Source organism: Thermoanaerobacterium aotearoense, assembly GCF_009905255.1.
GTDB classification, from domain to species: domain Bacteria; phylum Bacillota; class Thermoanaerobacteria; order Thermoanaerobacterales; family Thermoanaerobacteraceae; genus Thermoanaerobacterium; species Thermoanaerobacterium aotearoense.
In genome coordinates this window covers 1,188,837-1,213,459 of record NZ_CP047602.1, presented here as the reverse complement: position 1 = coordinate 1,213,459, position 24,623 = coordinate 1,188,837, and the positions used below count along the sequence as shown (strand labels likewise).

The 24,623-nt window shown below is 35.3% G+C and carries 23 protein-coding genes; 5 read left to right on the top strand and 18 right to left on the bottom strand.

Translation table 11 applies throughout. From position 1 onward, the window contains the following. Window positions 1–2: 2 nt before the first annotated feature. The 8 genes from dnaK to GSH73_RS05970 all read right to left on the bottom strand — a co-directional run bounded on the left by dnaK (window position 3) and on the right by GSH73_RS05970 (window position 10,192). A complete protein-coding gene (gene dnaK / locus GSH73_RS06005; RefSeq protein WP_014758906.1) occupies window positions 3–1,844 on the bottom strand; it encodes a molecular chaperone DnaK in 1,842 nt (613 codons plus the stop codon). Window positions 1,845–1,869: 25 nt separating this feature from the next. After that, entirely contained in the window at window positions 1,870–2,469 is a 600-nt protein-coding gene (gene grpE / locus GSH73_RS06000; RefSeq protein WP_038069031.1) for a nucleotide exchange factor GrpE, read from the bottom strand. A 26-nt stretch (window positions 2,470–2,495) separates the two neighbouring features. Next, window positions 2,496–3,530, bottom strand: coding sequence for a heat-inducible transcriptional repressor HrcA (hrcA, locus tag GSH73_RS05995; RefSeq protein WP_014758908.1), 1,035 nt, complete (start codon window positions 3,528–3,530; stop codon window positions 2,496–2,498). Window positions 3,531–3,623: 93 nt separating this feature from the next. After that, window positions 3,624–4,760, bottom strand: a complete 1,137-nt coding sequence (gene hemW / locus GSH73_RS05990) for a radical SAM family heme chaperone HemW (protein WP_235062556.1) — start codon at window positions 4,758–4,760, stop codon at window positions 3,624–3,626. Beyond that, window positions 4,747–6,564, bottom strand: a complete 1,818-nt coding sequence (lepA, locus tag GSH73_RS05985; RefSeq protein ID WP_014758910.1) for a translation elongation factor 4 — start codon at window positions 6,562–6,564, stop codon at window positions 4,747–4,749. Before lepA ends, hemW begins: the two co-directional genes overlap by 14 nt. 42 nt (window positions 6,565–6,606) lie before the next feature. Further along, a complete protein-coding gene (locus GSH73_RS05980) occupies window positions 6,607–6,867 on the bottom strand; it encodes a hypothetical protein (RefSeq protein ID WP_038069038.1) in 261 nt (86 codons plus the stop codon). 4 nt (window positions 6,868–6,871) lie between these two features. Next, complete coding sequence (locus tag GSH73_RS05975; RefSeq protein ID WP_014758912.1) at window positions 6,872–7,993, bottom strand: glycosyltransferase family 4 protein; 1,122 nt, start codon at window positions 7,991–7,993, stop codon at window positions 6,872–6,874. Window positions 7,994–7,999: 6 nt separating this feature from the next. Next, a complete protein-coding gene (locus GSH73_RS05970; protein WP_014758913.1) occupies window positions 8,000–10,192 on the bottom strand; it encodes an alkaline phosphatase family protein in 2,193 nt (730 codons plus the stop codon). Window positions 10,193–10,293: 101 nt separating this feature from the next. On the opposite strand from GSH73_RS05970, the gene GSH73_RS05965 reads away from it, so the two are divergent. Next, window positions 10,294–10,992, top strand: coding sequence for an N-acetylmuramoyl-L-alanine amidase family protein (locus GSH73_RS05965; protein ID WP_014758914.1), 699 nt, complete (start codon window positions 10,294–10,296; stop codon window positions 10,990–10,992). A gap of 15 nt (window positions 10,993–11,007) precedes the next feature. On the opposite strand, the gene spoIIP is transcribed toward GSH73_RS05965, so the two are convergent. From spoIIP to GSH73_RS05950, 3 genes are all read right to left on the bottom strand, one after another. After that, a complete protein-coding gene (gene spoIIP / locus GSH73_RS05960) occupies window positions 11,008–12,189 on the bottom strand; it encodes a stage II sporulation protein P (protein WP_014758915.1) in 1,182 nt (393 codons plus the stop codon). 64 nt (window positions 12,190–12,253) lie between these two features. Beyond that, window positions 12,254–13,225, bottom strand: a complete 972-nt coding sequence (gene gpr / locus GSH73_RS05955) for a GPR endopeptidase (protein WP_014758916.1) — start codon at window positions 13,223–13,225, stop codon at window positions 12,254–12,256. A gap of 4 nt (window positions 13,226–13,229) precedes the next feature. Next, the gene (locus tag GSH73_RS05950; protein WP_014758917.1) at window positions 13,230–13,556 is read right to left on the bottom strand and encodes a phage holin family protein; all 327 of its coding nucleotides are present in this window, start codon (window positions 13,554–13,556) and stop codon (window positions 13,230–13,232) included. 143 nt (window positions 13,557–13,699) lie between these two features. Between GSH73_RS05950 and rpsT the strand changes: the two genes are divergently transcribed. Beyond that, complete coding sequence (rpsT, locus tag GSH73_RS05945; RefSeq protein ID WP_013788292.1) at window positions 13,700–13,966, top strand: 30S ribosomal protein S20; 267 nt, start codon at window positions 13,700–13,702, stop codon at window positions 13,964–13,966. Window positions 13,967–13,988: 22 nt separating this feature from the next. On the opposite strand, the gene holA is transcribed toward rpsT, so the two are convergent. From holA to GSH73_RS05920, 5 genes are all read right to left on the bottom strand, one after another. Next, on the bottom strand, window positions 13,989–14,981 hold the full coding sequence (holA, locus tag GSH73_RS05940; protein WP_038069025.1) for a DNA polymerase III subunit delta: 993 nt from the start codon (window positions 14,979–14,981) through the stop codon (window positions 13,989–13,991). Next, window positions 14,981–17,239 carry a DNA internalization-related competence protein ComEC/Rec2 gene (locus tag GSH73_RS05935; protein ID WP_014758919.1) on the bottom strand — a complete coding sequence of 753 codons (2,259 nt, stop codon included), beginning with the start codon at window positions 17,237–17,239 and terminating at the stop codon, window positions 14,981–14,983. Before GSH73_RS05935 ends, holA begins: the two co-directional genes overlap by 1 nt. 20 nt (window positions 17,240–17,259) lie before the next feature. Continuing rightward, entirely contained in the window at window positions 17,260–17,991 is a 732-nt protein-coding gene (locus GSH73_RS05930; protein WP_236640061.1) for an MBL fold metallo-hydrolase, read from the bottom strand. Between the two features lie 7 nt (window positions 17,992–17,998). Beyond that, window positions 17,999–18,712: an HAD family hydrolase gene (locus GSH73_RS05925; protein WP_014758921.1), complete on the bottom strand. Its 714-nt coding sequence runs from the start codon at window positions 18,710–18,712 to the stop codon at window positions 17,999–18,001. A 67-nt stretch (window positions 18,713–18,779) separates the two neighbouring features. After that, on the bottom strand, window positions 18,780–19,292 hold the full coding sequence (locus GSH73_RS05920) for an ECF transporter S component (RefSeq protein WP_014758922.1): 513 nt from the start codon (window positions 19,290–19,292) through the stop codon (window positions 18,780–18,782). A gap of 172 nt (window positions 19,293–19,464) precedes the next feature. On the opposite strand from GSH73_RS05920, the gene GSH73_RS05915 reads away from it, so the two are divergent. The 3 genes from GSH73_RS05915 to GSH73_RS05905 are packed head-to-tail and all read left to right on the top strand — an operon-like array spanning window position 19,465 to window position 21,515. Then, window positions 19,465–19,905 (top strand): MarR family winged helix-turn-helix transcriptional regulator, encoded by a 441-nt coding sequence (locus GSH73_RS05915; RefSeq protein WP_014758923.1) that lies wholly within the window; start codon window positions 19,465–19,467, stop codon window positions 19,903–19,905. Between the two features lie 22 nt (window positions 19,906–19,927). Beyond that, window positions 19,928–20,728 carry an ABC transporter ATP-binding protein gene (locus tag GSH73_RS05910; protein WP_014758924.1) on the top strand — a complete coding sequence of 267 codons (801 nt, stop codon included), beginning with the start codon at window positions 19,928–19,930 and terminating at the stop codon, window positions 20,726–20,728. Continuing rightward, window positions 20,685–21,515, top strand: coding sequence for an ABC transporter permease (locus GSH73_RS05905; RefSeq protein WP_014758925.1), 831 nt, complete (start codon window positions 20,685–20,687; stop codon window positions 21,513–21,515). The genes GSH73_RS05910 and GSH73_RS05905 overlap by 44 nt, the downstream gene beginning before the upstream one ends. 81 nt (window positions 21,516–21,596) lie before the next feature. Here GSH73_RS05905 and GSH73_RS05900 read toward each other — a convergent pair whose 3' ends face one another. Together GSH73_RS05900 and GSH73_RS05895 are read right to left on the bottom strand one after the other, a co-directional pair. Next, window positions 21,597–24,206 carry a calcium-translocating P-type ATPase, SERCA-type gene (locus GSH73_RS05900; protein WP_014758926.1) on the bottom strand — a complete coding sequence of 870 codons (2,610 nt, stop codon included), beginning with the start codon at window positions 24,204–24,206 and terminating at the stop codon, window positions 21,597–21,599. Window positions 24,207–24,375: 169 nt separating this feature from the next. Further along, a complete protein-coding gene (locus GSH73_RS05895) occupies window positions 24,376–24,567 on the bottom strand; it encodes an aspartyl-phosphate phosphatase Spo0E family protein (protein WP_231560511.1) in 192 nt (63 codons plus the stop codon). Between the last annotated feature and the right edge of the window lie 56 nt (window positions 24,568–24,623).

Sequence of the window (24,623 nt, the reverse complement as noted above, 5' to 3'; positions counted from 1 at the left end):
TCTTATTTATTGTCTTTGTTGTCATCTTCCATCCTATAGTCTGCTTCATATACATTATCTTTATTAGATGTTCCATCGCTGCCGCTATAGCTATTTGCCTGACCCGCACCGCCTGCTTGCTGATATATGCGTGAAGATACATTGTAAAATGCTTGTGACAATTTTTCTGAAGCACTTTTTATAGCGTTAATATCGCTGCCTTCAAGAGCTTTTCTTACATTTTCTATCTCTTTATTTATATCATCTTTTTCTTGTTGTGTCATCTTGTCTGCTAAATCTTTCATAGTCTTTTCAGCTTGATATATCAATGAATCTGCGTTGTTTCTTACTTCTATCTCTTCTTTTCTCCTTCTGTCTTCTTCTTCGTGCTGTTTCGCTTCATTCATCATTCTGTTTATCTCTTCTTCGCTTAAATTAGAAGAAGAAGTGATTGTTATGTTCTGAGATTTTCCTGTACCTAAATCTTTTGCAGAAACATGGACAATGCCATTAGCATCAATGTCAAATGTAACCTCTATCTGAGGCACTCCTCTTGGAGCAGGTGGAATTCCAGTCAGGGTAAATCTTCCAAGTGTCTTATTGTCACGAGCCATTGGTCTTTCACCTTGCAGAACGTGTATCTCAACAGATGTCTGCCCATCTGCAGCAGTGGAGAATATTTGGCTCTTCTTTGTAGGAATAGTAGTATTCCTTTCTATTAATTTTGTAAACACACCGCCAAGTGTTTCAATGCCAAGAGAAAGCGGTGTGACATCCAATAGTAAGACGTCTTTAACTTCGCCTCCTAATACACCACCTTGAATTGCGGCTCCAATTGCAACACATTCATCTGGGTTTATGCCTTTGTGCGGTTCTTTGCCCATTATCCTTTTTACTGTCTCTTGAACGAATGGTATTCTCGTCGAACCGCCGACTAATATCACTTTATCAATATCTGCAGGACTAAGTTTTGCATCGCTTAATGCACGATTTACTGGTTCTACAGTAGATTGCACTAAATCATTGATAAGCTCCTCAAATTTTGCTCTTGTAAGATTTACATCTATGTGCTTAGGACCTGTAGCATCAGCAGTTATAAAAGGCAAGTTTATGTTAGCTGTCATAGCAGAAGAAAGTTCTATCTTCGCCTTTTCTGCTGCATCTTTAAGCCTCTGCATTGCCATCTTGTCGTTTCTCAGATCAATTCCATACTCTTTTTTGAAGTTGTCTGCCAACCAATCCATAATCCTCTGGTCAAAATCATCACCACCTAAGTGGTTATTACCACTTGTAGCCAATACTTCAAATACTCCATCGCCTATCTCAAGTATAGATACATCGAATGTACCACCGCCTAAATCGTACACCATTATCTTCTGATTGCCTTGCTTATCAAGCCCATAGGCCAATGAAGCCGCAGTAGGCTCGTTTATAATCCTCTTTACATCAAGTCCTGCTATCCTACCTGCATCTTTGGTTGCCTGTCTTTGACTGTCATTGAAATACGCAGGAACTGTTATTACAGCCTCTGTAACTTTCTCTCCTAAGTACGCTTCAGCATCAGCTTTTAACTTCTGCAGTATCATTGCTGAAATCTCTTGCGGTGTATAACTTTTTCCATCAATAGTTACTTTGTAGTCAGAACCCATATGTCTTTTTATAGACATAACTGTCCTTTCAGGGTTTGTAATAGCCTGTCTTTTTGCGACTTGGCCTACTAATCTTTCACCTTCTTTTGTAAACGCCACAACAGATGGAGTTGTCCTGGCCCCCTCTGAGTTTGGTATGACTACCGGCTGTCCTCCTTCCATAACAGCTACGCACGAAAAAGTTGTGCCAAGATCAATTCCTATAATTTTTCCCATAATCTACTCCTCCTATTCCTATACTTTATTTTGCTACTTTGACCATACTCGGTCTTATTACTTTATTATTAAACATATATCCCTTTTGAAAAACTTCAATTATCTCATTTTCCTTCTTATCTTCTACCTCTTCCTGCATAACAGCATGATGCTTATATGGATCAAATATTTGGCCTAAAGCCTCTATCTCTTTAACCCCTATCTTTTCTAAAATACCTTTAAATTGCCTGTATATTAAATTGACACCTTCTTTAAAGGAAGCTATTTCCTCATTATCACCGTGAGATGCTTCAAGAGCTCTCTCAAAATTATCTATAACTGGCAATATATCTAAGATTACCTGTTCTTTACCATATTCAATCAGATCTGCTTTTTCCTTTTCTGTCCTTCTCCTGTAATTCTCAAATTCTGCTTTCAATCTCTGGGCCATTTCTAAGTATTCATTTGCTTCATCTTCTTTTTGCTTAAGCTTATTTTTCAATTCTTCAATTTCTCCTTCGTAATTTTTTTCTTCACCCTGATCAGAATTTTCTGTACCTATGCTGCCTTCACTGTCATCTTGAGGTCGGTCAGCATCAGATACATTGTCTTTTAAATCTTCGTCTAAATTGTTTTTGCTTTCCATTGTATCTTTTTCTCTATCCAATTGATTCACCTCTTATTTTCTTGGTATATATATGACAAAACTTTTGACAATTCATTCGACATCGTGTTTATTTCATTTATAAGCCTCTTGTAATTCATCCTTGTAGGCCCAATAATGCCAAAAGTCCCAACAACCTCACCATTTATCTTATACGTAGATTTGATTATGCTTAAATCCCACATCTCTTCAAACTTGCTTTCACTTCCAATAGTAACATCGATGGAATCGTCTAAAGGCTCTAATACTGAATTCATAATGTCTTTATTGTCAATCAGATCAAAAAACATTTTAGCTTTTAAGAGATCCTTGTACTCAGGAAAGTTGAGAATATTTGAAATGCCTTCCGAATACAAGTCTGTTTCATCCATCTGCTTTAAACCATTTATAATCGTATCTGTAATCTTGTCTATGATTCCGATAGCACTGCCAGACTCTTTTTTTATCTCATCTCTCAACGTCTGGTCCATTTCTCTTTTTCTTTTTCCTATCATTTTATTGTTGATCAGGTTGTTTAAAAACTCAAACAAATTATTATCAATATTATCCTTTAAGCTTATTAAATAGTTTTTCATGATGCCTGATTCTGTCATTACAAGAAGTATCAATTTATTTGCATCAACAGGCAATATTTGTATTCTCTTAATCGTGTTTTCATCAATTCGAGGCATCTTAACCACTATAGTGTGGTTAGTAATGGTAGATAATAACCTGGCATATTTCTTCACTATATCGTCTATCTCAGCAAAAACCTCATCAATTGCCTCTACTTCATCGTCACGACTTTCATTCAAATAGTGCTCTAATATATTATTAACATAAAACCTGTATCCTTTATCAGATGGTATTCTACCTGCAGATGTATGAGGCTGTTCAAGATACCCCATCTCCTCAAGGTCAGCCATTTCATTTCTAATTGTAGCCGAGCTTACACCAAGATTATATCGCTTTGCAATTGTCCGAGATCCAATTGGTTCTGCCGTCAAAATATAGTCATTAATCACAGCTTCTAAAATCTTCTTTTTCCTATCATCTAACGGCATATTCACCACCCCAAATTCTATTATTAGCACTCTTAGCTTGAGAGTGCTAATCACGATTTAAAAATACCACTATTGTGGATATTTGTCAATACTTTAAAATAAAAAATCCTCAAACACATTATTGGACACATCTACGCCTTTTGGCGTCAATTTAAGATTTTCACCTTCTTTTCTTAAAAGCCCCAACTCTATATTTTTATAAATGGCATTTTTAAATACAAAGAACATGCTTTCGCCAAATCTCTCTTTAAAGTCTTTGTCATTTACTCCATCCATCATTCTAAGACCTAAAAACATAAACTCAGACATTTGATCCTCTAAAGACAATTCATCAACATCGTCAACAGCATGTCCATCATTATTAATCATGCCTATGTACTTTTTAACATCTTTTATATTGCCAAATCGCTTATTTCCTACAAACGAATATGCACCTGGTCCAAAGCCTAAATAGTGCAAATCCATCCAATACAGCTTGTTATGTCGACATTCATACCCAGGCAATGCGTAATTTGATATTTCATAATGACTGTATCCACTATCCTCTAAAAGCTCTGCACCATAGTGAAACATCATCAATTCGTATTCATCATCAGCAAGCTTAACTTCATTTCTTTCATACATATCGTAAAGCGGCGTTCCTTTTTCTAATATAAGTCCATAACAAGAAATGTGTGATGGCTTTAATGCGATTACGTTTGTCAATGTTTCTTTAAAATTCTCAAAAGTCTGATTTGGCAGTGCATACATTATATCTATGTTTATGTTGTCAAAATATTTAGATGCTATACTATAATTTTCAATAAAATCACTCACTGTATGTATTCTACCGATAGCTTTTAATAAATCATTTTGCCAGGACTGCAAACCTATGCTTATTCTATTTACACCTGCTTTTTTATATAACTTAAGCTTTTCTTCATCTATTAAGCCAGGATTCAATTCGATCGTGATCTCTGCATCTTTGCTTAAACTGTAGTTTTCGTAGATTTCACCCAATATTTCTTCAATGTATATAGGAGGCAAGACATTTGGCGTACCTCCTCCTATATACACAGAAGTGTATATATCTTTAAGCTCCTCTTTTCTCGTTTTAATTTCCTTTATTATTGCCTTTTTAAACGAAAAAAAGCTATCTTCCATATTTGCATAGGAATTAAAATCGCAATAATAGCATTTTCTCTTGCAAAACGGAATATGAACATATATACCAGATCTAATCATTGTCATCATCAAGCTTTAAGATTGACATGAAGGCCTCTTGTGGAATTTCCACTTTCCCTATTTGTCTCATTCTCTTTTTGCCTTCTTTTTGCTTTTCTAATAATTTTTTCTTTCGCGTAACATCTCCGCCATAGCACTTTGCCAAAACATTTTTCCTCAATGCTTTGACAGTCTCCCTTGCTATTATCTTTGAACCTATAGCAGCTTGGATAGGAATTTCGAAAAGATGGCGAGGTATATTTTCTTTTAACCTTTCTGTCATCTTTCTGGCTCTTTCATAAGCCTTATCTTTATGGACTATCATAGACAAAGCGTCCACTATCTCGCCATTTATAAGTATATCCAATTTCACAAGATCTGATGTCTTGTAGCCTTTTAACTCATAATCTAATGAAGCATATCCTTTTGTTCGCGATTTTAAAGCGTCAAAAAAGTCATATATTATTTCATTCAATGGAATATCATATTTAATAAGCACTCTGGTAGGCTCAAGGTAATCCATTCCTTGATAAACGCCTCTTCTGTCTTGACAAAGCTCCATGATAGGCCCCACGTACTCTGTAGGAGACATTATTGTGGCAGTTATTATAGGTTCTTCTATATGATCGATCAACGTCGGCTCCGGCAAATTTGTCGGATTATCAAGTTCGATTACTTCTCCGTTTGTCTTGTAGACTTTATAGATAACGCCCGGTGCCGTAGTCACCAGATTCAGATTATATTCTCTCTCAAGCCTCTCCTGTATTATGTCCATATGTAAAAGGCCTAAAAAGCCACATCTAAAGCCAAACCCAAGAGCTGCAGATGTATCCGGCTCAAACGTCAATGATGCATCGTTTAATTGCAGTTTCATAAGAGCATCTTTTAGATTTTCATAATCTTCACCTTCCGCTGGATATATGCCGCAGAAAACCATGGGAGTCACTTTTTTATACCCTGGCAAAGGTTCAGATGCTGGAAATTCTGCATTTGTTATGGTATCTCCCACACGAGTATCGCTGACATTTTTTATGCTGGCAGCAACATATCCAACATCACCGGCTGTGAGAAAATCTACTGGACTTAGATTAGGCCTAAATATGCCTACTTCCGTCACTTCAAATTCTTTCCCGGTCGACATCATCTTTATCTTATCGCCTTGCTTTAATGTACCGTCAAAAACCCTTATGAAACTAATAGCACCTTTATAGTTATCGTAAAACGAATCAAATATCAATGCTTTAAGCGGTTTTTCTTGGTCTCCTGATGGTGGCGGTATTCTCTTTACTATTGCTTCCAAAACATCTTCAATGCCTATGCCTTCTTTAGCAGATATGAGCAAAGAATCTTCAGCATCGATGCCTATAACGTCCTCGATCTCCTTTTTTACAAAATCAGGATCCGCAGATGGAAGATCTATCTTGTTTATGACAGGCACAATCTCAAGATCGTGCTCTAATGCCAGATACAAGTTTGCCAGCGTTTGAGCTTCTATTCCTTGCGTTGCATCAACAACCAGCAAAGCACCTTCACATGCCGCAATACTCCTCGAAACTTCATACGTAAAGTCAACATGTCCAGGAGTATCTATAAGATTCAATTCATACTCTTCTCCATCGTTTGCTTTGTATATGAGGCGAACTGGCTGAAGCTTTATGGTTATGCCTCTTTCCCTCTCCAAGTCCATGCTGTCTAAAACTTGCTCTTCCATTTCCCTTTCCGTCAATACTCCAGTCTTCTCAATCAATCTATCTGCCAGAGTAGATTTACCATGGTCTATATGGGCTATAATGCAAAAATTCCTCTTGTTTTCCTTTCTAACTTTAGACATTTCAAACCTCCTTCACATATATTAATATTATAGCATAAAAAATCACTTGTACAGAGATTTGAAAAGACCATTAACGCCTTTTAATGGCACATGGTTATGCTGTCCCAAAAAAGTTATGTTGAGAAAATCTTTGCTTATAGCCACCTTAAATATGCTTTGACTTGCAATGCCTGTTGTTAAATCATTAAACGTGTAATCTACTTGAAATATGCATAACGTGATAAAAATTATGTAAATCGATATGAATAAGTATAACATTCTCAATTTTCTAAGCCTTTCTTTTTTCTCTTTTACCCTGCTCAAACTTTCATTTCCTCCTAAGTTCATCGTACAAAAGCTCCAATTCATTTATCATTTTTTCTCTTGAAAAATTGCTTAAAATATATTCTTTGCCTTTTTTTGAAAATTTATTTCTCAAATCTTCATTTAACGCAAGAATTTCAATGGCATTGGCCAAATCATTAGGGGCTTCAGATTTTACGATGATTCCATTTTCATCATTTCTAACTATTTCAGGTATCCCTCCAACGTCTGTAGCAATGACAGGTACACCTAACGCCATAGCCTCAGCAACCGATATGCCAAAGCCTTCGCTGTGAGACGGCAATACAAAGATATCTATACTGCTTAAAAAATTGAATATATCTTCTATAAACCCCAAAAATTCCACATTATCAAGTTTTAAATCCCGCACCATATCTTTAAGATGTTCCTTATAAGGCCCATCTCCTGCTATAAAGACAAATGCTTTAACTTTTCCTCTAAGTATGTTCAATGCTTCAATTAAATCTTGAACACCTTTTGACGGTATAAGCCTCGCAACACAACCAATTATAAGAGTATCTGAAGCTATGCCGTATTTTTCTCTCAATTTCAAAGGCTCTTTAATGATTTGTGGCACATCAATGCAGTTGTACACTACACGCACTTTATCAGGCGGCATGTTTTCTTCGTCTGCAACAGCTTTTTTAAGGGCGTAAGACACTGCAATTACTGCATCTGTCTTTTTATTTAAGCGTTTATTGATAGTCAGATAAAAATACTTTTTTACCTTGTTCATGTTATTGTAATTAGGAAAATTGTGCACTGTCACAACGATCTTTAAATTATATCCAAGTGAAGCCAGCCTTCCAACTAAGGACGCTTTTGCACCATGAAAATGGATGATATGTGGTTTGAAATCATCTATAATGGCTCTAATCTCCTTTAACGCAGCAAAATCCTTTTTAAAATTTATTCCATCACAAATATTAACACTGTAAACAGATACACCATCTTTTATCAAGTCGTCCATTGTTTTTTTATCAAAAGAGCAGCCAACGGCTAATTGATACTTGTCTTTATCAAGTCCATTAAGAAGCGATAACAGATGCTTCTTCATACCGCCTTCTGCTTCCCTTACAACATGCAAAACCCTTGTTTTTTCCAATCCATTTCACTCCTTTATAATTTTATTTTCATCAATGATAATGTCAATAAGCATCGGCGCAGCATAAACCATCGTCGTAGCCGCCGCAACAACACCTGAATCGTTAAAAGCTAAAGCAAAAATACTTCCTATTATGGTGGATAAAAAGCTTATGTATACAAATTTTCGCTCATTAAGAATCCTCTTTAAAGCGCCAACTGGTTTATAAAAAAGTATGAAAAGCACAAACACCAACGTAACTAAAACCCTGCTCCAAACGGAATACTTAAAAAGCTTCAAATTCATGCTAATCTTTCTTGCAAATATCTGAATAAGCGGGTAAAGCCCATCATCTTTCACTAAATTGAAGGTCTGCCCTATATGTGTTTGCTCCGGCAAAGGTCTTAAAGAGTCAACATAAAACAGCAAAAATAATAATGCAACGATGCTTCCACCTACAAACAAAATATTTTTAATGTTAAGTTTTTTGCCAAATAAGTACATAGACGCAACTGAAAATGCTGCAAACGCGGCTATACCACCGCCTACATTCGTCCCTAAAGACGGCGATGCTATAAAGTATAAGACGATAATGTAAATCAGTATATTTGCAAATATTAGATACTTTTTGTCAATATTCCCAAATATCTCAAACGATAAAAGCGCAAAGCACAGTACGGCTCCTATAAAAATCCCCATGTATTCATTCCCAATTCCATAGAATCTGGCACCTGCGATTACATCGTAACTTAAAAATGAATTTTTCAAAAGATTATATCCTGTAAGCATGTCCAGCATCAATATGGCAGCAGTGAAGGCTGCAATTAAAAAGTATCTAAAACTACTTTTTTTAACTAATTTGTACGCAGCTAATGTAAAAACTGTTGAAACAGCAACAATGCCTAAAACGCTGTTTACGATATTTGCATAATCAAATAGAGGCAAAAGCAAGAAACTTATAGGCATAATCGGTATCAAAAGCAAAAAAGGCTTCACCAAAGTAGAGTATTTTTTAAAAAACAGCAGTATAACCAAAGATAAAATCAGTATAAATATCTGCAGTATCACGTAAGTTTTTAAAAAATACGGCCTATACGTATAGTTAAATGTAAGCTGCTTATCTAAATTTTCAAGCTTCATTAAATCTCCATTGACATCTGATGAATACAAATTGTGTCCAGTTACAAAGGCAGGCACATCTAAGCCAAAATACGTCAATATTGTTGGAAGCAAGTCTGTGTTTGTTACAATACCTGTCCTTTTCGTCGTATCCGATGTTATAAGCTTACCTTTTGAAATGCCATTTCCATACATTACAACAGGCGTCAAAAAATCATTTTGACCCATTTTTTGAGAAGGCGGCAAAGGAGTGACAATCATAAAAAGGGTATTCCCACTATCAGTACGTAAAACTTTTCCAATGAATTCATCAGCATTCTTTAGTGCTTTTTCTTTGTTCTCTCTATTTATTTTATCTAATCCGCTGTTTTGATAATCATTTGCTCTTGCAGTATCGCCTAAATCAAATATTGCCAGAGCCACATTATCTTTAATACTCAGATACTCTTTGTACATTGTATCATAATCTGTCGATATGCCGTAAGGCATCAAAGGATCCTTTTTATTCGTCATATCACTGACATCTCCATAAGGCACGATACCGCTGTAATTCATGCCTATTAAAGGAGCATATCTTTTGTAATCAACATCTGTATCTTCATTGCCAAAAACAGCTACATTAAGCCCACTATCCTTAAATTTATCCCCTAATAAGCCAGGTCTTATAATATGATTTCTTTTTGAGTTGTTTCTGATTATCTGGGCAATATCCAAATTTAAAATTTGACCTTCTGAAGGAATTTTCCCCGTATTCCTCTCATAAATTGTAGACGCCAATTCATTGTTATATGTTTCCCATGTGTTGAAATTCAAAGAAGCACCATTAGAGCCAACAGCACGAGTACCTGTACCAAGCGTCATAAAAACACTTTCCAAAGATCTGCCACCATCAACATTGACAGTCATAAGGCCATAAGTACCATTGTCTATCATATTGTTAATATTCTTTAAATCACTATTTAAAAAATCATCTATAGAAACTCTATTTAATATAAATATTACGGCCCTTTTCCCATCCTCTGCAGTTTGTGCATAAGAAAAAGAAAATGTACTTAAGAAGAAAAGCAAAACTAAAAAAAATAAAGCAAATTTATTTTTCATCGTTACCTCCTAAATAACAGTTTCATACATAAATTATAATTATATACAGTATAATAAGCCTCTTTTTATCTAAACATAAAACTAGATTGGGGGCATCAAAATTGAATAAATCATTTAAATTCATTTGTATATATTGTACCATATCTTTGGTACTATTATCCACAATTTTACCGTTGATATTAAGAGCTAATACGGCATTTTCAGCACCGGACAATCCATTGAAAGACAAAATCATACTGATCGATCCTGGTCATGGAGGAATTGACGGTGGCACAAGCTCTGGAAATATACTAGAAAAAAGCATCAATTTAGAAGCATCATTAATCTTAAAAACAGAGTTGATAAATCGCGGAGCGAAAGTAATTATGACAAGAGATAAAGATACTTCCTTAGAAAATCTATGTAAAGATAATGACTACAGACATAGGCGAGATTTAAAAGCGAGAGTAAATATGATAAACAGCAATGATATAGATGCGTATATCAGCATACACGTCAATGCTGTAAACAACGCGCCATATGTAAAAGGTCCAATGGTTTTTTACTCAAATACCGATATAAACAGCAAAACATTAGCATCATATGTGCAAGATTCTTTAAATGCCATTGCTGGAACAAGCAGAAGTCCAAATGTGGCAGATTACTTTTTGCTGACAAATGCAAAAAAGACAGGAATATTAGTCGAACTTGGCTTTATCACAAACAATGATGACAAAAATCTACTTGTTAACAAAGACTATTTAAAAAAACTATCAACTGGTATTGTCACTGGATTAGAAAAATACTTTAAAAACAAATAATGAGGTAAACCCTCATTATTTGGCAAGTCCATCATCTTTCAGCACTAAATAAATTGCTTTAGCTAAGTATGGAGTCGAATTTAAGGCCTCTTCCAAAGTATTGTAATTGCTGCCTAATTCAATAAGTATGCCTTTCTCTGAAAAATGTTGGTTGTACTCGGCATACTGATGAATCTCTATTCCCAATGATATGCCCGGATATAATTCATTCAACTTATCGCTAATTTGTTTTGCAAACTCGTAATTCTTTTTCCAGTCTTCATTCATATCTGCAGTTCTTCGAGAACCAATTATGAACATGATCTTTGCAACCGTCTGTCCATTTATTTCCATCGTATATTTTTTTCTGTAATCTTGATTAGGCAAGCTGCTTAAAACAGGTATTGTATCAACTCCTGGCTGCATTACACTTCCATATCCATCACGGTGCAAATCGATAGTTACTTTAATCGAAGGATATTCTTCCAGATATTTTTTTACTGATAAAGAAGAATTGTAGTATGACTGATCGTAATTGTAATCATGTATTGTGCGATCATGCAAAACGCTAATGCCATAATCCTTAGTCAAATATTCTGTTAAACTATCGCCCACTCTTACCATGTTGTAATTGAGATTATTTGTCCTATCGTACCCATATGCGGCTACATATTTGTTTTTTAAAGTTGCAACGTACGATTCCATTGTATGTGTATGGTAAAGCAATATAAGTGGCTTGCCAGTATCAACGCTACTGGCATTTGTCGCAGTTGCAGTCGTCTCACTTTCTTTTGGTGTTTCATTTGCCGCTTGGCCATTTTCACTTTGATTAGCGCTGTGATTGTCTGCAACTTGCGTATTAGACGTATTGTTTTTTTCTCCTTTGTCTATTTGAGCAATAATGGGAATTTGGTACTTTAATATTTTAAGCGGATCTCTTTGATTTAGATTAAACATTGAAGCTATAGTCAAATCTCTATCGTAAAATCCTTCAGATTTATAGCCTACATCAACAGTCGGCATCGTATAATTCAAAGCAGTTATAAACATGCCATTAATGCTATTGTACTCCTCGGCAAAAGTCTCTGTTTCAAAATTTATATTGGCAGCTTCTATGTCATTTGTCATAAGCCATCTATAAAATAAAATATTAAAAAGCAATAAAATCACGAAAGACACCTTTTTAAGGCGGTAATACCTCAATGAACTTCTGTACAATGAAAGCACCTCTCTTTGGTTTTATACTATAAATTATTCACAAGAGAAGTGCTTTATTACTAATTTAATGTACAAGTTGATTCATCTCATCCACTGTCAAATTAGGTTGCAAAGCTAAATTAATTCCTCTTGACAAAATAGATGAAATGTTTTTGATAAGAAGATCAATTTCTTTTGGCGTGACTATGAGATTTTCTTCCGGACTTAATACCTCTCTTATTAAGGCGTATTTATCTTCATCATTCATGTTTTTCAATACATTGTATAGAGGACTACCGCTTTCCACATTGTTTTTCAATGCACTCTCAAGATGTTCTATAGCATCATTGGCAATTGTAGCTGCATCTACTACAGTCGGAACACCTATTGCAATTACAGGAACACCTAAGCTTTCCATGTTGATAGCAGATCTTTTATTTCCTATTCCAGATCCAGGGCTAATGCCTGTATTTGAAACCTGTATTGTTGTAGCAAGCCTTTCAACTCGCCTCGATGCAAGAGCGTCTATTGTGATGACTAAATCAGGTTTTATCTTATCAACGACGCTTTTAACGATTTCTGCCGTCTCAATACCTGTTATACCTAATACACCGGGAGCCATAGCACTTACAGCACATATATTTTCGCCAAACTGCAGAGGTGCCAATTCTTTCAAATGACGAGTCACAACAATATTTTCAATTGTCTTTGGTCCAAGTGCATCTGGCGTCACATTCCAATTGCCTAAACCTATCACAAGGACTTTCATATTGACATTAACATTAGAAATTTTCTTTATTACATCGGCAAGTTTTTGGGCTACTTTGTCTTCAAGTTCAATGTCCCTGTACCTTAAATCAGGAGCCTCTATAGTTATATAATCTCCTATCGGCTTTCCCATCGTTTTAGCACCGTCATCGTCCAAAATAGTTACTTTAACTATTTTTATGTTGTCATCTTGGCTTTCATCTACTAAAACGCCTGGGATTTCCCCCGCATGTCCGCCTTTATACATTTCACGGGCTTCAACAGCAAGATCTGTCCTTATATTGAACATAATCTCACCTCAATTCTGTAGGTATAAAAGCATCAACAAGCCCGATTACAAAAGCAGCTATTATTGAGCCTAATATCGTAGCATGTATTGTTGGAACTATAAACTGAGATACATATATTACTATTGCTGCAACTATGAAGCCAACAACACCTCTACTTCTCGGAGAAATATTTTGACCAAGCATTGCCTCAACTATATATCCCAGCAATGCAATCACAATTGCTGATATCAAAGCGCCCCAAAATCCAGCCACACTAAATCCTGGGACAAGATAACCTACGATCATTAAAACAATCGCTGAAACTACAAATCTAATTATCGCTTTTAACATAAAATCACCTCCTAAAAATATAATTGACATTTTAAAAAATATTATTCGCACAAGGTTGTATTAAACTGCTTTCCTGAATTGTATTGCAAAAAATGCTTTTTCGTGGTAAAATTACTTTTGATTGATTTGAGGAGGTGAATGGTTTGGCAAACATAAAATCAGCTAAAAAAAGAATACTTGTAACAAAAAGAAGGACATTGGAGAATAAAATAGTAAAATCAAAAGTTAGAACAGCTATTTCTAAATTCGAAAAGAGTTTAGCAGAAGGTAACATAGATAATACAAAAGCAGCTTTAATTAATGCCATAAGAGAACTTGATAAAGCATATTCAAAGGGCACATTGCACAAAAATACAGTTGCAAGGAAGAAGTCAAGATTATATGCAAAATTTAACGCATTAAATGCTTAAAAAGCGTACGTCGTACGCTTTTTTAATTGCAAAGCTTTCTTATCAATGATTCCAAAGCTAAATTGCCATCATAGCTTGATTTCAATTCCCTATCGCATTTTACACACAGTTTATACGCATTTAAAAGATCTTTTTCTTTAAAACACTTTGATTGCTGTATTATATCATCAACTAAAAAATAAGGTATCCCTAAGTCTTGCTGCAACTTTTTTTTGTCAATTTTTTTCATCAATAAATGCTTAGCCTTTATGAGAATCCGAAACTGTCGTGCAATCATGGATAATATTCCAATAGGATTTTCTTCATTTAAAATCATCTTGTTCAATATGTATATAGCTGCTTTTTCCTGTCTTAAACCTATTGCGTTTACCAATTTGAATACATTCTCAGCAGTTGATGCTGATACAACGTCTTTTACATCATCTATAAGCACTTCTTTGCCATCGCTGTAGGACACAATTTTTTTGATTTCATTTAAAATGGTATATAAATCCACACCTACGCTTTTAACAATATATTCTGCAACAGGTTTTTTTATGACTTTTCCATAGGTTCTGACAAAAAATCCTGCATAATTGACTGCTTCATCAAATTTTAAATGTTCAAAATTTACAATAGCACCATGTTTACTTATTGCCTTGAATATTCTTTTTCTCGTGTCGATTTTGTCCTTAAATACAAATGCTATACAACTGTCTGTATTTCCGCTTTCAATCCGCTTAATTATAGCATCGACAGTATTGTCATTTACCTTCTTTAAAATATCATCATCTTTTATTAAAACAAACCTATGTTCCGACATAAATGGAAGAGTTTCTAAACTGTCTATTATATTTTTATCATTAGCATCTTCAATTATGGTGTAATTCATGATTTCAGTGCCTTCAGCTATTAGTTTGTTTTTTAATTTTTTAATAGCTTCATCGATCAAAAATCTTTCTTCGCCGTAAAAAACATAAGCAGGCAAAAAGCCTTTGTTTGTAATCTCAAGAAATTCTTTGTAATTCACTGCCATCAATCCTCGATCATTTTTTTGATATGTATAAATGTGCCATTCGTTTCAACGATGATAGCACCATCTTTATCTGTCCTGAAAAGTCGCGATCTGCTTTTTAAATATTTTACTACTTCTCCATCTGGCTGTCCATAATTATTTTTACCTACCATTATCACGCTGATTTTAGGATTTACCTTGTCCACAAAATCTTTTTGCGATGACGTATTAGATCCATGATGTGGAACTTTCAATATATCTGACGATATATTATCATCTAATAGCGCATTTTCCGCTTCTTTCTCTATATCTCCAGTGAATAAGATGCTTACATTTTTATACACCATTTTAAAAACCAGCGCATTATTATTTATGGGGTTCTCAGCAATCACGTAAGAGTCGGGGCTCAAAATATCATATTTTATTCCAGATATCTCAACCCAGTCACCTTTTGACAATTGAAAAACTGGTATTTTCCTCTTGCTGGCGATAGCCATTAATTTTTTAAAATTTTCGCTATCCGCCACCTGTCTGCCAATAAATATCCTTTTCACATCTACATCGTTTAAAATGGACAATATGCCGCCTACATGATCATAATCTGTATGAGATATAAACACCGCATCTAACGATGTGGCATTTTTATAAAGCAAAAATGGCATCAAAATATCTTGTCCAACATCAAAGGAAGAATTGCCATATTCAGGCCTTCCTCCGCCATCTATCAGTATGTTTTTGCCATCCGGAGTCCTTAAAAAAGTACTGTCACCTTGTCCTACATCGAGAAAAGTTATTTCAAGATTTTTAGGTGTCAATGAATTTATAGCAAACACTGCCATCAAGAGAAACAGCATTGTTGAAACGGCACTAATTTTAATTTTTTTGCTGAGATTGCTGGACAATAAAATAAGTGCTGCATAATAGCATAACATCATGTAAACTGGAGGCTGCGATACGCTTATAGATGCATGCGGTATCTGGGAGAAAATCCTTGTAAGATACAAGACAATCTCTACTACCGGTATATTTATAAGGTTTAAAGGGATAGAAAAAGGCATATATATAAGACCTAAAATTGCGGACAAAAATCCCAACACTACAGCAACGCTTACAATCGGCACAATCAATATATTCGGCAATAGTGAAATAATCGAAATGTTGTGAAAAAAGTATATTATAATAGGAACCGTGCCAATTTGTGCAGCTAAAGTAGCAGAAACTACTTCTTTGATTTTTTCACTTTTTATCTTTACTATACCTTTTATTGGCTTATACAAAAGCAAAATAGACAATGTCGCTACAAATGATAGCTGAAACCCTATGTCAAATAACATCAATGGATTGAAAAATAGTATCATAGTTGCCGCAAAAGATATGGCATTAATTGGATTATTTTCTCTCCCGATAAATGTAGCAATTAAAGCCATACAAGCCATTATGGCGGCTCTTACGGCTGATGGTGGTGCACCTGTTATAACAGTGTATATTAAAAGCAGTGGAACTATCACAAATGGAGAATATCTTCTAATATGCAAAATATTTAAGACGAACATCATAAATAAAGTCAATATTCCAAAGTTAAATCCTGATACTGCAATTATATGTGTAAGACCTGTAACCTTAAAAGAATTAAGTACGTCTTCTTCGATATTGTATTGCCCCAGTATGACAGATGAGACAAAATCAGCATCGTTTTTAGGCATCGAATTGAAAAAAATCTGCGTTATTCTCTCCCTTATCCTTCTAATGACTTTATCCGCATAATTGTCTGCATTGCTTTTTATGATTTTTACAGAATAGCCATTTACATTCATCAAAGCTGTAATGCCGCTTTTTTTAAGATAAAGCCTATAATCAAATCCACCAGGATTTCTTTTGCCTTGAGGCAGCTCTATTATTCCTCTTACCTCGGTCAAATCACCTTCTTTAGGATAAGTACCACCATACTGCGTTATCAAAATTCTGTCTTTGTTTTTAGGAGCCAGCACGTACTTTGCAAATCCATCTTTTAAAACGACATTTGATACAATGCCATCAAGTGAAACCAATCTGTTGTTTAAATCATCGTACACACCTTTTGAATACAATGCATTTTCTCCCACCGTCAATCCCAAGACAAATACTGCCAGAAGCAATAAGTAAATGGCATTTTTTCTGAACAGATACATGTATATGCCGGCAAGCAGGACAACCAAAAACGCTAAAAGCAAAAACACAACATTTATCTCGACAAACCTGCTTATTATGATGCCTACAGATAATAATACTGCTACGTACAAAAATGGCTTATCCATATCAATTATACAAAATACGCTTCAAACGGCTTAGCTATGCTTGCATCATTTACCACTTCTGACACTTCTTTTTCATACTCTTCTATTGAGTGTTGCGGCCAAAGGTGTGTAACGACAAGCTTTTTGCAATGAGCAGCCTTTGAAATTTCTGCTGCCTGTCTTGCAGTAAGATGGGGCCCTTTCTCGCCATTTAATAAATTGCCATCGCACAAGAATAAGTCAGCATTATTTGCAAAAGAAATAAGCTTATCATTGTAAATCGTATCACTGCTAAAGACAAACGTCTTACCGCACGTATCAAATTTTACAGCAAATGTCTTAACAGGATGAACCATTTCTTTAAATGTTATCGTAAAGTTACCGATGTTGAGCTTTAACTCCTCATCTATATGTTTAATTTTAAATACGTCATTAAATTTTAATTCTTCAACGACTTTAGAAGGTTCGTCTGGACAATACACGTTTACAGGTTCATCTATATAACCCTTTTTCATCATTATGTCCAAAGCATACCTTAAGACAAGCATATCTGCCATGTGGTCTGAATGCAAATGTGTGAGTATTATGTACTTTAGGTCTTTTAAATCATGATACTTTTGGTATCTGCCGATAATACCGCTGCCACAATCTACAAGTACATTTACATCATCGTCTTCCACCAAATAACCTGAACAAGCTCCATCTGCACCTGGATAAGGCCCATGTGAGCCAAGAATTGTCAATTTCACTTTAATCATCTCCCATCTAAATAGCAGGTAATCTTTTAATATACTCATACAAATCTTTATAATTTCCATGTTCAAAGACTGAAATGTCTTTTGATGTTCTATTGATCAAAAACTCATCCAATAGATATGTCTTAAAGCCGATAGTCCCAGCTATTACATCTTCATCAACATCATTGCCGACCATGATGCAATTTTCAGGCTTTTTCTTAAGCTTTTCTACGATTTCTTTATAATATTGTATGTGAGGCTTGCAAAAGTGCATGCGCTCATAAGATGTGACAAAGCTAAAGTATTTATGGTCAATTCCAGCCCATCTCAATCTTTCTTTTATGGCTATACCTGGAAAAATCGGATTTGTAGCAAGTACAACATCGTATCCTTTATCAACCAGCAATTCTACACAAGCCTTAGCATACTCGTTTTTACACACATTAGCTCCAAGGTGCTTATAGTCATTTTCATAAAAATCAGTAAAAATCTCCATGATCTTATCCTTTGGATATTCCACTAATTTTAAAAACGAATCGAAAAAGGCTTCCTCGTTTGTCTTACTGGGATCCAAATTGTTTATCATGTCCATGCTGGCTGAATAAAGAGCCTTTTGAAAGTAATACTTATCGAAATAATCTGAGATTTTGTTTGAAATAGCTTCAAAATATTCCATAATCATCTTGTCTGTATCAACAGGGAGCAAAGTGCCATCAAGGTCAAACATCACTGTATCAATCATATTTTTTCACCTCAATGCAATTCTCATATAAAATAATACATTTTTGAAAAGAAAAAAGCAAGGATGTCTAACCTCGCCTTATATCTTTAAAGTATTTAACTCTTGACAACGAAGCCACAAGCACAGAACCAATGATCACACTTCCTATTCCTTGAAGTATATTTCCTGGCACATCAGCAAGAGCAGCTTTTGAACCGTACATAAAAGCACCGCCAATATAATATCCAAGCACCATCCATGATGCAGCTAAAGCAAAAACAGCTATTTGAACAATAAAATTTTTATCTTCCTTTTTCAATAAAGCAGCCACAATAAGCCCTTCCAACCCTTTTATGACTAATGTCCATGGAGCCCATAAAGCATATCCTGAAAGAAGATCAGATAATGCTGAACCAATGCCTCCAGACACAAAGCCTGCAAAAGGTCCCAAAATAGTAGCCGAAAGAAAGATGAAAGAATCACCTATATTTATATATCCTTTCGTATATGGCGTAGGAATTTGTATTACCATAGTACCAACAGCAATAAGAGCCGTCATAAGTGCGATGTAAACAAGTTTCTTCAAACTATTCTCTTTCACAATCGATACCTCCCATATTTTTTAAAATTATTATAACATACAATTGTTATAATTCAATAAATACAATATACAAACAATTTATAACTTTTTTATAACATGAAACTTTTGACATTAAGAACGATGTGTAATATAATAATATTACGGTTTACGAAATATTAGGGAGGCTGATATAATGGATGCCGAAATAAATTTATTAGAGTATTTACTGCGAGAAATCAACCATAGAATGAATCTTGTGACCAGAAATTACTTAAACAATAAAGAAATTACCATGTCTCGATTTTGGGTCTTAAACAAATTAAGCCAAGATGAAGCAATAACTATGAAGCAGTTACAGTCACAACTTTTACTGTCTTCCAGCACACTGACAGGGCTAATCGACAATCTCGTTGCTGATGATTTGGTATATAGGTGGAGAGATGACAAGGACAGACGCCTTGTGTTTTTGAAGCTCACAGAAAAGGGGGCTGTGCTTCTAAACGAAATTTTAGAATATCGCACAAAGATGCTAAAAAAAATAGTGGATATGTGCGGTGACAGCATAGACATTGACACATTAAACAAAAATCTTAAAACGCTATTAAACGCATCGGATGATGCCGTAATATTTTAAAAAATTTCAAGAAGGTGATTTTATGGACTTTGCAATCGAAATAAAAAATTTAAAGAAAAGATTTAAAGATTTTGAAGCAGTAGGTGGGATCACGTTTGACGTCAGAAAAGGAGAAATATTCGGCTTATTAGGTCCTAATGGTGCAGGAAAAACTACTACCATAAGAATGATAACGACATTGATGCCACCTACTTCTGGCAAAATACTTGTTGCTGGTCTTGATGCCAAAAAATACAGTGCAACGATAAGAAAGTACATTGGATATGTGCCACAAGCTCTTTCTGCCGATTCCACCTTAACTGGATATGAAAATATGCTATTTGTCGCTAAGCTTTTAAGGCTTGACAAAAAAGAAAGGGAAGAAAGAATTGATTACATTCTTGATATTTTGAATTTGAATGATGCCAGAAACCGCTTAGTCAAACAGTATTCAGGTGGAATGATACGAAGGCTTGAAATAGGCCAAGCCATAATACACAGACCTCAAGTCTTAATACTTGATGAACCGACAGTTGGGCTTGATCCTGTGGCAAGGCAAAACGTTTGGAACGTAATAGATACTTTGCGGAAAGAAACAGGTCTTACAATTTTAATTACTACCCATTACATGGAAGAAGCAGAAGCCATATGCGGAAGGATAGCAATAATGAACAGCGGCAAAATTGCTGCCTTAGGAACTCCTGATGAATTAAAATCAAAAACCGGAAATCCAAACGCTACATTGGATGATGTATTTACATTTTTCACAGGAAATCAATTAGAGTCTGGAGGGAATTATCGTGAAACAAGTCAATTACGCAAAAGAATCCAAAGATTCAGTTAAGATGAATTCTCCTATAAAAATAGTTTTAGACTATATCTTAAATTCTTTTACAATCGCAGAAATAGAGATACGAAAACTGAAACATGATCCAACCGAACTACTTACAAGAGCAGTTCAACCAGTTTTATGGCTTCTTATCTTTGGTCAGGCATTTTCCAGGATACGAGCCATACCTACAGGAAATGTCAACTATCAGACATTTATGGCTCCAGGCATTTTAGCCCAATCAATGATGTTCATATCCATATTTTATGGTTTAAGCATAATTTGGGATAAAGATCAGGGAATACTTCAAAAGCTTATAGCAATGCCTGTTCCTCGAGCAGCTTTTGTCACAGGAAAAGCCTTTGGAGCAGGAGTCAGAGCAATAAGCCAAGTAATAATAATATTATTTTTGGCGTTTTTGCTAAGACTTGACATAAAGTGGAGCATTTTAAACGTAATAATGAGCATATTGACAATTGTGTTGGGTGCTGCATTTTTTTCTTCTTTATCAATGGCTTTAGCAGCCATAGTAAAAAGCAGAGAAAGATTTATGGGAATAGGACAGGTTATAACGATGCCATTGTTTTTTGCCAGCAATGCAATCTATCCAATACAAATAATGCCACATTGGCTTCAAATAGTAGCAAGAATCAATCCTTTAAGTTATGTTGTTGAACTTTTACGAGGATATCTAATAAATGGCAGTGTATCACAAGCAGGCATTTCATGGATGATACTTATAGCTGCCACTGTCATAATTCAGATAATATCAGCAATTTTATACCCTCACATAGTAACATAAAACCGCTTTACACTTGATATGCCATGGTAGAGTAGCAAATGCTACTCCATCATGCAGCATGTCGTGCAAAGCGGTTTAAATTTACCTATTTTTGAAAAATGTCGCTTTTACTATTTCCATAATTGCTAAAGGCAAAAGTGATAGTGCAATTACTACATCCCAATCGTATATGTTTATATTTTTTATGTCAAAAATTGTATTCAATGGAGTCAGTATGACTACAAGCTGAAGGAATATGGAAACTAATAGTGCAAGCACCATGTATTTATTTTTAAATAAGCCGATCTTAAACACTGATTTGATGGATCTTGCGTTCAGCGCTTGTGAAAGCTGTGAAAAAGTCAAAACGGCAAATGCCATAGTTCTTGCATTAGTCAGATTTTCCCTAAGCCCAATCAGAAATGCTATAAAAGATACTAAGCCTATCATGATGCCTTCGATTGGTATTCTGTACATAAGGCCATCTGAAAAGATATTTTCATCTTTTGGTCTTGGTTTCTTAGACATTATATCTTTTTCAGCAGGTTCCAAACCTAAAGCAAGAGCAGGTAGGCTATCTGTTACTAAATTCACCCACAATATATGGATCGGCTTAAGAGGCATTGGCATACCAGCTAATGTTGCAACCAAGAGGACAAGTATTTCGCCAATATTGCATGATAAAAGGTAATGTATAGATTTTTTTATGTTTTCATAAATGGTTCTTCCTTCTTCTACAGCAGCCACAATAGTTGCAAAATTATCATCTGTAAGCACCATATCAGCAGAATCTTTTGCCACATCTGTGCCTGTAATACCCATTGCAGCACCTATATCAGCCTGCTTTAGCGCTGGTGCATCATTTACACCGTCGCCAGTCATAGCCACCACCGCATTGTTTTTCTGCCAAGCTTTTACTATCCTCATCTTATGCTCTGGAGAAACTCTTGCATACACTGATATGTTTTTTACCTTTTCGTAAAGTTCATCATCTGTCATTGTTTCCAACTCTCTGCCATCCACAGACATATCATCTTCATCCAAAATGCCTAAATCTTTTGCAATAGCTACAGCAGTAATCTTATGGTCACCTGTTATCATGACAGGTTTTATACCGGCATTTTTGCATATCCTAACAGAATCTCTTACTTCATCTCTCGGCGGATCTATCATTCCTAAAAGCCCAACAAATACAAGATCTTTCTCCACCTCAAGGCTTTCTAATCTTTCTGGCACACTATCAATATCTTTAAAAGATATAGCCAAAACTCTTAAAGCATCTTTCCCCATATTCTCATTTTCAATCTTAATTTTTGCCTTATCGTCATCGCTCAATTCTACTATTTTGCCATCTTTTAATATGTATCTACACCTTTCGATGACACTATCAAATGCTCCTTTTGTTATGACCTTATAATTTTTATCATTTGATTTGTGGATGGTAGTCATCATTTTTCGATCAGAATCAAATGGGATTTCGGCAACTCGCGGAAATTCTTTTTCTAACTCCGATTTTTTAGATACATATTTTTCACACGCTGATACTATAGCGACTTCAGTCGGATCTCCAAAGCTTTTACCTGACTCATCAATAAACGCATCTGTGCAAAGTACACTCTGCTCCAAAATAAACCCTGCCTTGCTGTCATATCCTTCAGTCAAGTCTATCTCTTTAAAATCGACAAAAACTTTCACTACAGTCATCTTGTTTTGAGTCAAAGTGCCTGTTTTATCAGAACATATCACATTTGCACTGCCTAATGTCTCCACTGCTGGAAGCCTTCTTAATATAGCATTTCTCTTTATCATCTTCTGTACGCCTAATGCTAAAGTGATAGTGACTATTGCTGGCAGTCCTTCAGGAATCGCAGCAACAGCAAGGCTTACGGATGTCATAAACATGTCAAATACCGGCCTTTTTTCCATGACACCTATTCCAAATATTATGCCACAAATGATAAGTGCTCCTGTGCCAAGATACTTCCCAAGTTGCTCTAACTTTATCTGGAGAGGCGTCATCGTCATCTCATCATCGTCTAACATCTTCGCTATTTTCCCCATCTCTGTGCTCATACCTGTCTCAGTCACTACAAACGATCCTCTCCCATAAGTTACAACTGTGCCCATGTACGCCATGTTATGTCTATCGCCGATATTGAGATTTTTGTCTTTTAACTTGCCAGAAGTCTTTTCTGACGGAACAGATTCACCTGTGAGAGCTGACTCATCTATCTTCAAATTTGCAGACTCTATTATCCTTCCATCAGCAGGCACAAAATTTCCTGCTTCTAAAAACACTACATCACCAGGAACGATATGCTGTGACTCTATCTCCACAACTTTTCCATCTCTTAGTAGGCGCGACACCGGCGCAGACAATTTTTTAAGCGCTTCAAGAGACTTCTCAGCGTTATTTTCTTGTATCATCCCTAAAAAAGCATTCAACAAGATTATGAATAAAATTATTACTGCATCTGTAATTTCACCCAGAAAAAACGAAACAATAGATGCAATTATCAAGATAATCACCATGTAATCTTTAAATTGATCCAAAAACATAGACAACATAGTTCGCTTTTTCTTTTCACTTAAAATGTTGGCGCCATACTTTTCTAACCTCTCTTTAGCATCTTTTGATGAAAGCCCCTCCTTAGCATCCACATTTAATTCATTTAAAACTTCTTCTACATCATAAATCCAGCTTTCCTTCATCTTATTCCTCCTTGTTTCTTAATTTATGGTATAAATAAAGACCTTTATTTTGTATTATTCCACAAAATAAAGGTCTCACTCGCAAATTTGCTTAACCAGCCGGGTGTTTCTCACCGTACTGACGACTGATTAACGAAGAGTTACTCCCCTTTAGACTATTATAGCATATTTATTGGACAATATCACCATTTGTGCGATATTTTTTCGATTTCGTCGTACAATATAGCACGATTAGATCGTCGAGTTTGCGGCTTAAGTCAAGAATCATCTCGTATTTTACTTCTTCTTGCTTTATCAAATCATCAAGTTCATCTCGTAAATTGCTAATCTGTTCTTCCAATACAGATATCTTATTGTACATCATTAGTTCCCCTTTTCTAAAAATCGCATATACAATTTTATCATTAGGAACCAAAA

What these genes read in the sequence shown, in the direction of transcription:
- dnaK (WP_014758906.1), bottom strand. Translation starts at nt 1,844, where the DNA reads ATGGGAAAAATTATAGGAATTGATCTTGGCACAACTTTTTCGTGCGTA.
- grpE (WP_038069031.1), bottom strand. Translation starts at nt 2,469, where the DNA reads ATGGAAAGCAAAAACAATTTAGACGAAGATTTAAAAGACAATGTATCT.
- hrcA (WP_014758908.1), bottom strand. Translation starts at nt 3,530, where the DNA reads ATGCCGTTAGATGATAGGAAAAAGAAGATTTTAGAAGCTGTGATTAAT.
- hemW (WP_235062556.1), bottom strand. Translation starts at nt 4,760, where the DNA reads ATGACAATGATTAGATCTGGTATATATGTTCATATTCCGTTTTGCAAG.
- lepA (WP_014758910.1), bottom strand. Translation starts at nt 6,564, where the DNA reads ATGTCTAAAGTTAGAAAGGAAAACAAGAGGAATTTTTGCATTATAGCC.
- GSH73_RS05970 (WP_014758913.1), bottom strand. Translation starts at nt 10,192, where the DNA reads ATGAAAAATAAATTTGCTTTATTTTTTTTAGTTTTGCTTTTCTTCTTA.
- gpr (WP_014758916.1), bottom strand. Translation starts at nt 13,225, where the DNA reads ATGTTCAATATAAGGACAGATCTTGCTGTTGAAGCCCGTGAAATGTAT.
- GSH73_RS05950 (WP_014758917.1), bottom strand. Translation starts at nt 13,556, where the DNA reads ATGTTAAAAGCGATAATTAGATTTGTAGTTTCAGCGATTGTTTTAATG.
- holA (WP_038069025.1), bottom strand. Translation starts at nt 14,981, where the DNA reads ATGGCAGTGAATTACAAAGAATTTCTTGAGATTACAAACAAAGGCTTT.
- GSH73_RS05930 (WP_236640061.1), bottom strand. Translation starts at nt 17,991, where the DNA reads ATGATTAAAGTGAAATTGACAATTCTTGGCTCACATGGGCCTTATCCA.
- GSH73_RS05925 (WP_014758921.1), bottom strand. Translation starts at nt 18,712, where the DNA reads ATGATTGATACAGTGATGTTTGACCTTGATGGCACTTTGCTCCCTGTT.
- GSH73_RS05915 (WP_014758923.1), top strand. Translation starts at nt 19,465, where the DNA reads ATGGATGCCGAAATAAATTTATTAGAGTATTTACTGCGAGAAATCAAC.
- GSH73_RS05910 (WP_014758924.1), top strand. Translation starts at nt 19,928, where the DNA reads ATGGACTTTGCAATCGAAATAAAAAATTTAAAGAAAAGATTTAAAGAT.
- GSH73_RS05900 (WP_014758926.1), bottom strand. Translation starts at nt 24,206, where the DNA reads ATGAAGGAAAGCTGGATTTATGATGTAGAAGAAGTTTTAAATGAATTA.
- GSH73_RS05895 (WP_231560511.1), bottom strand. Translation starts at nt 24,567, where the DNA reads ATGTACAATAAGATATCTGTATTGGAAGAACAGATTAGCAATTTACGA.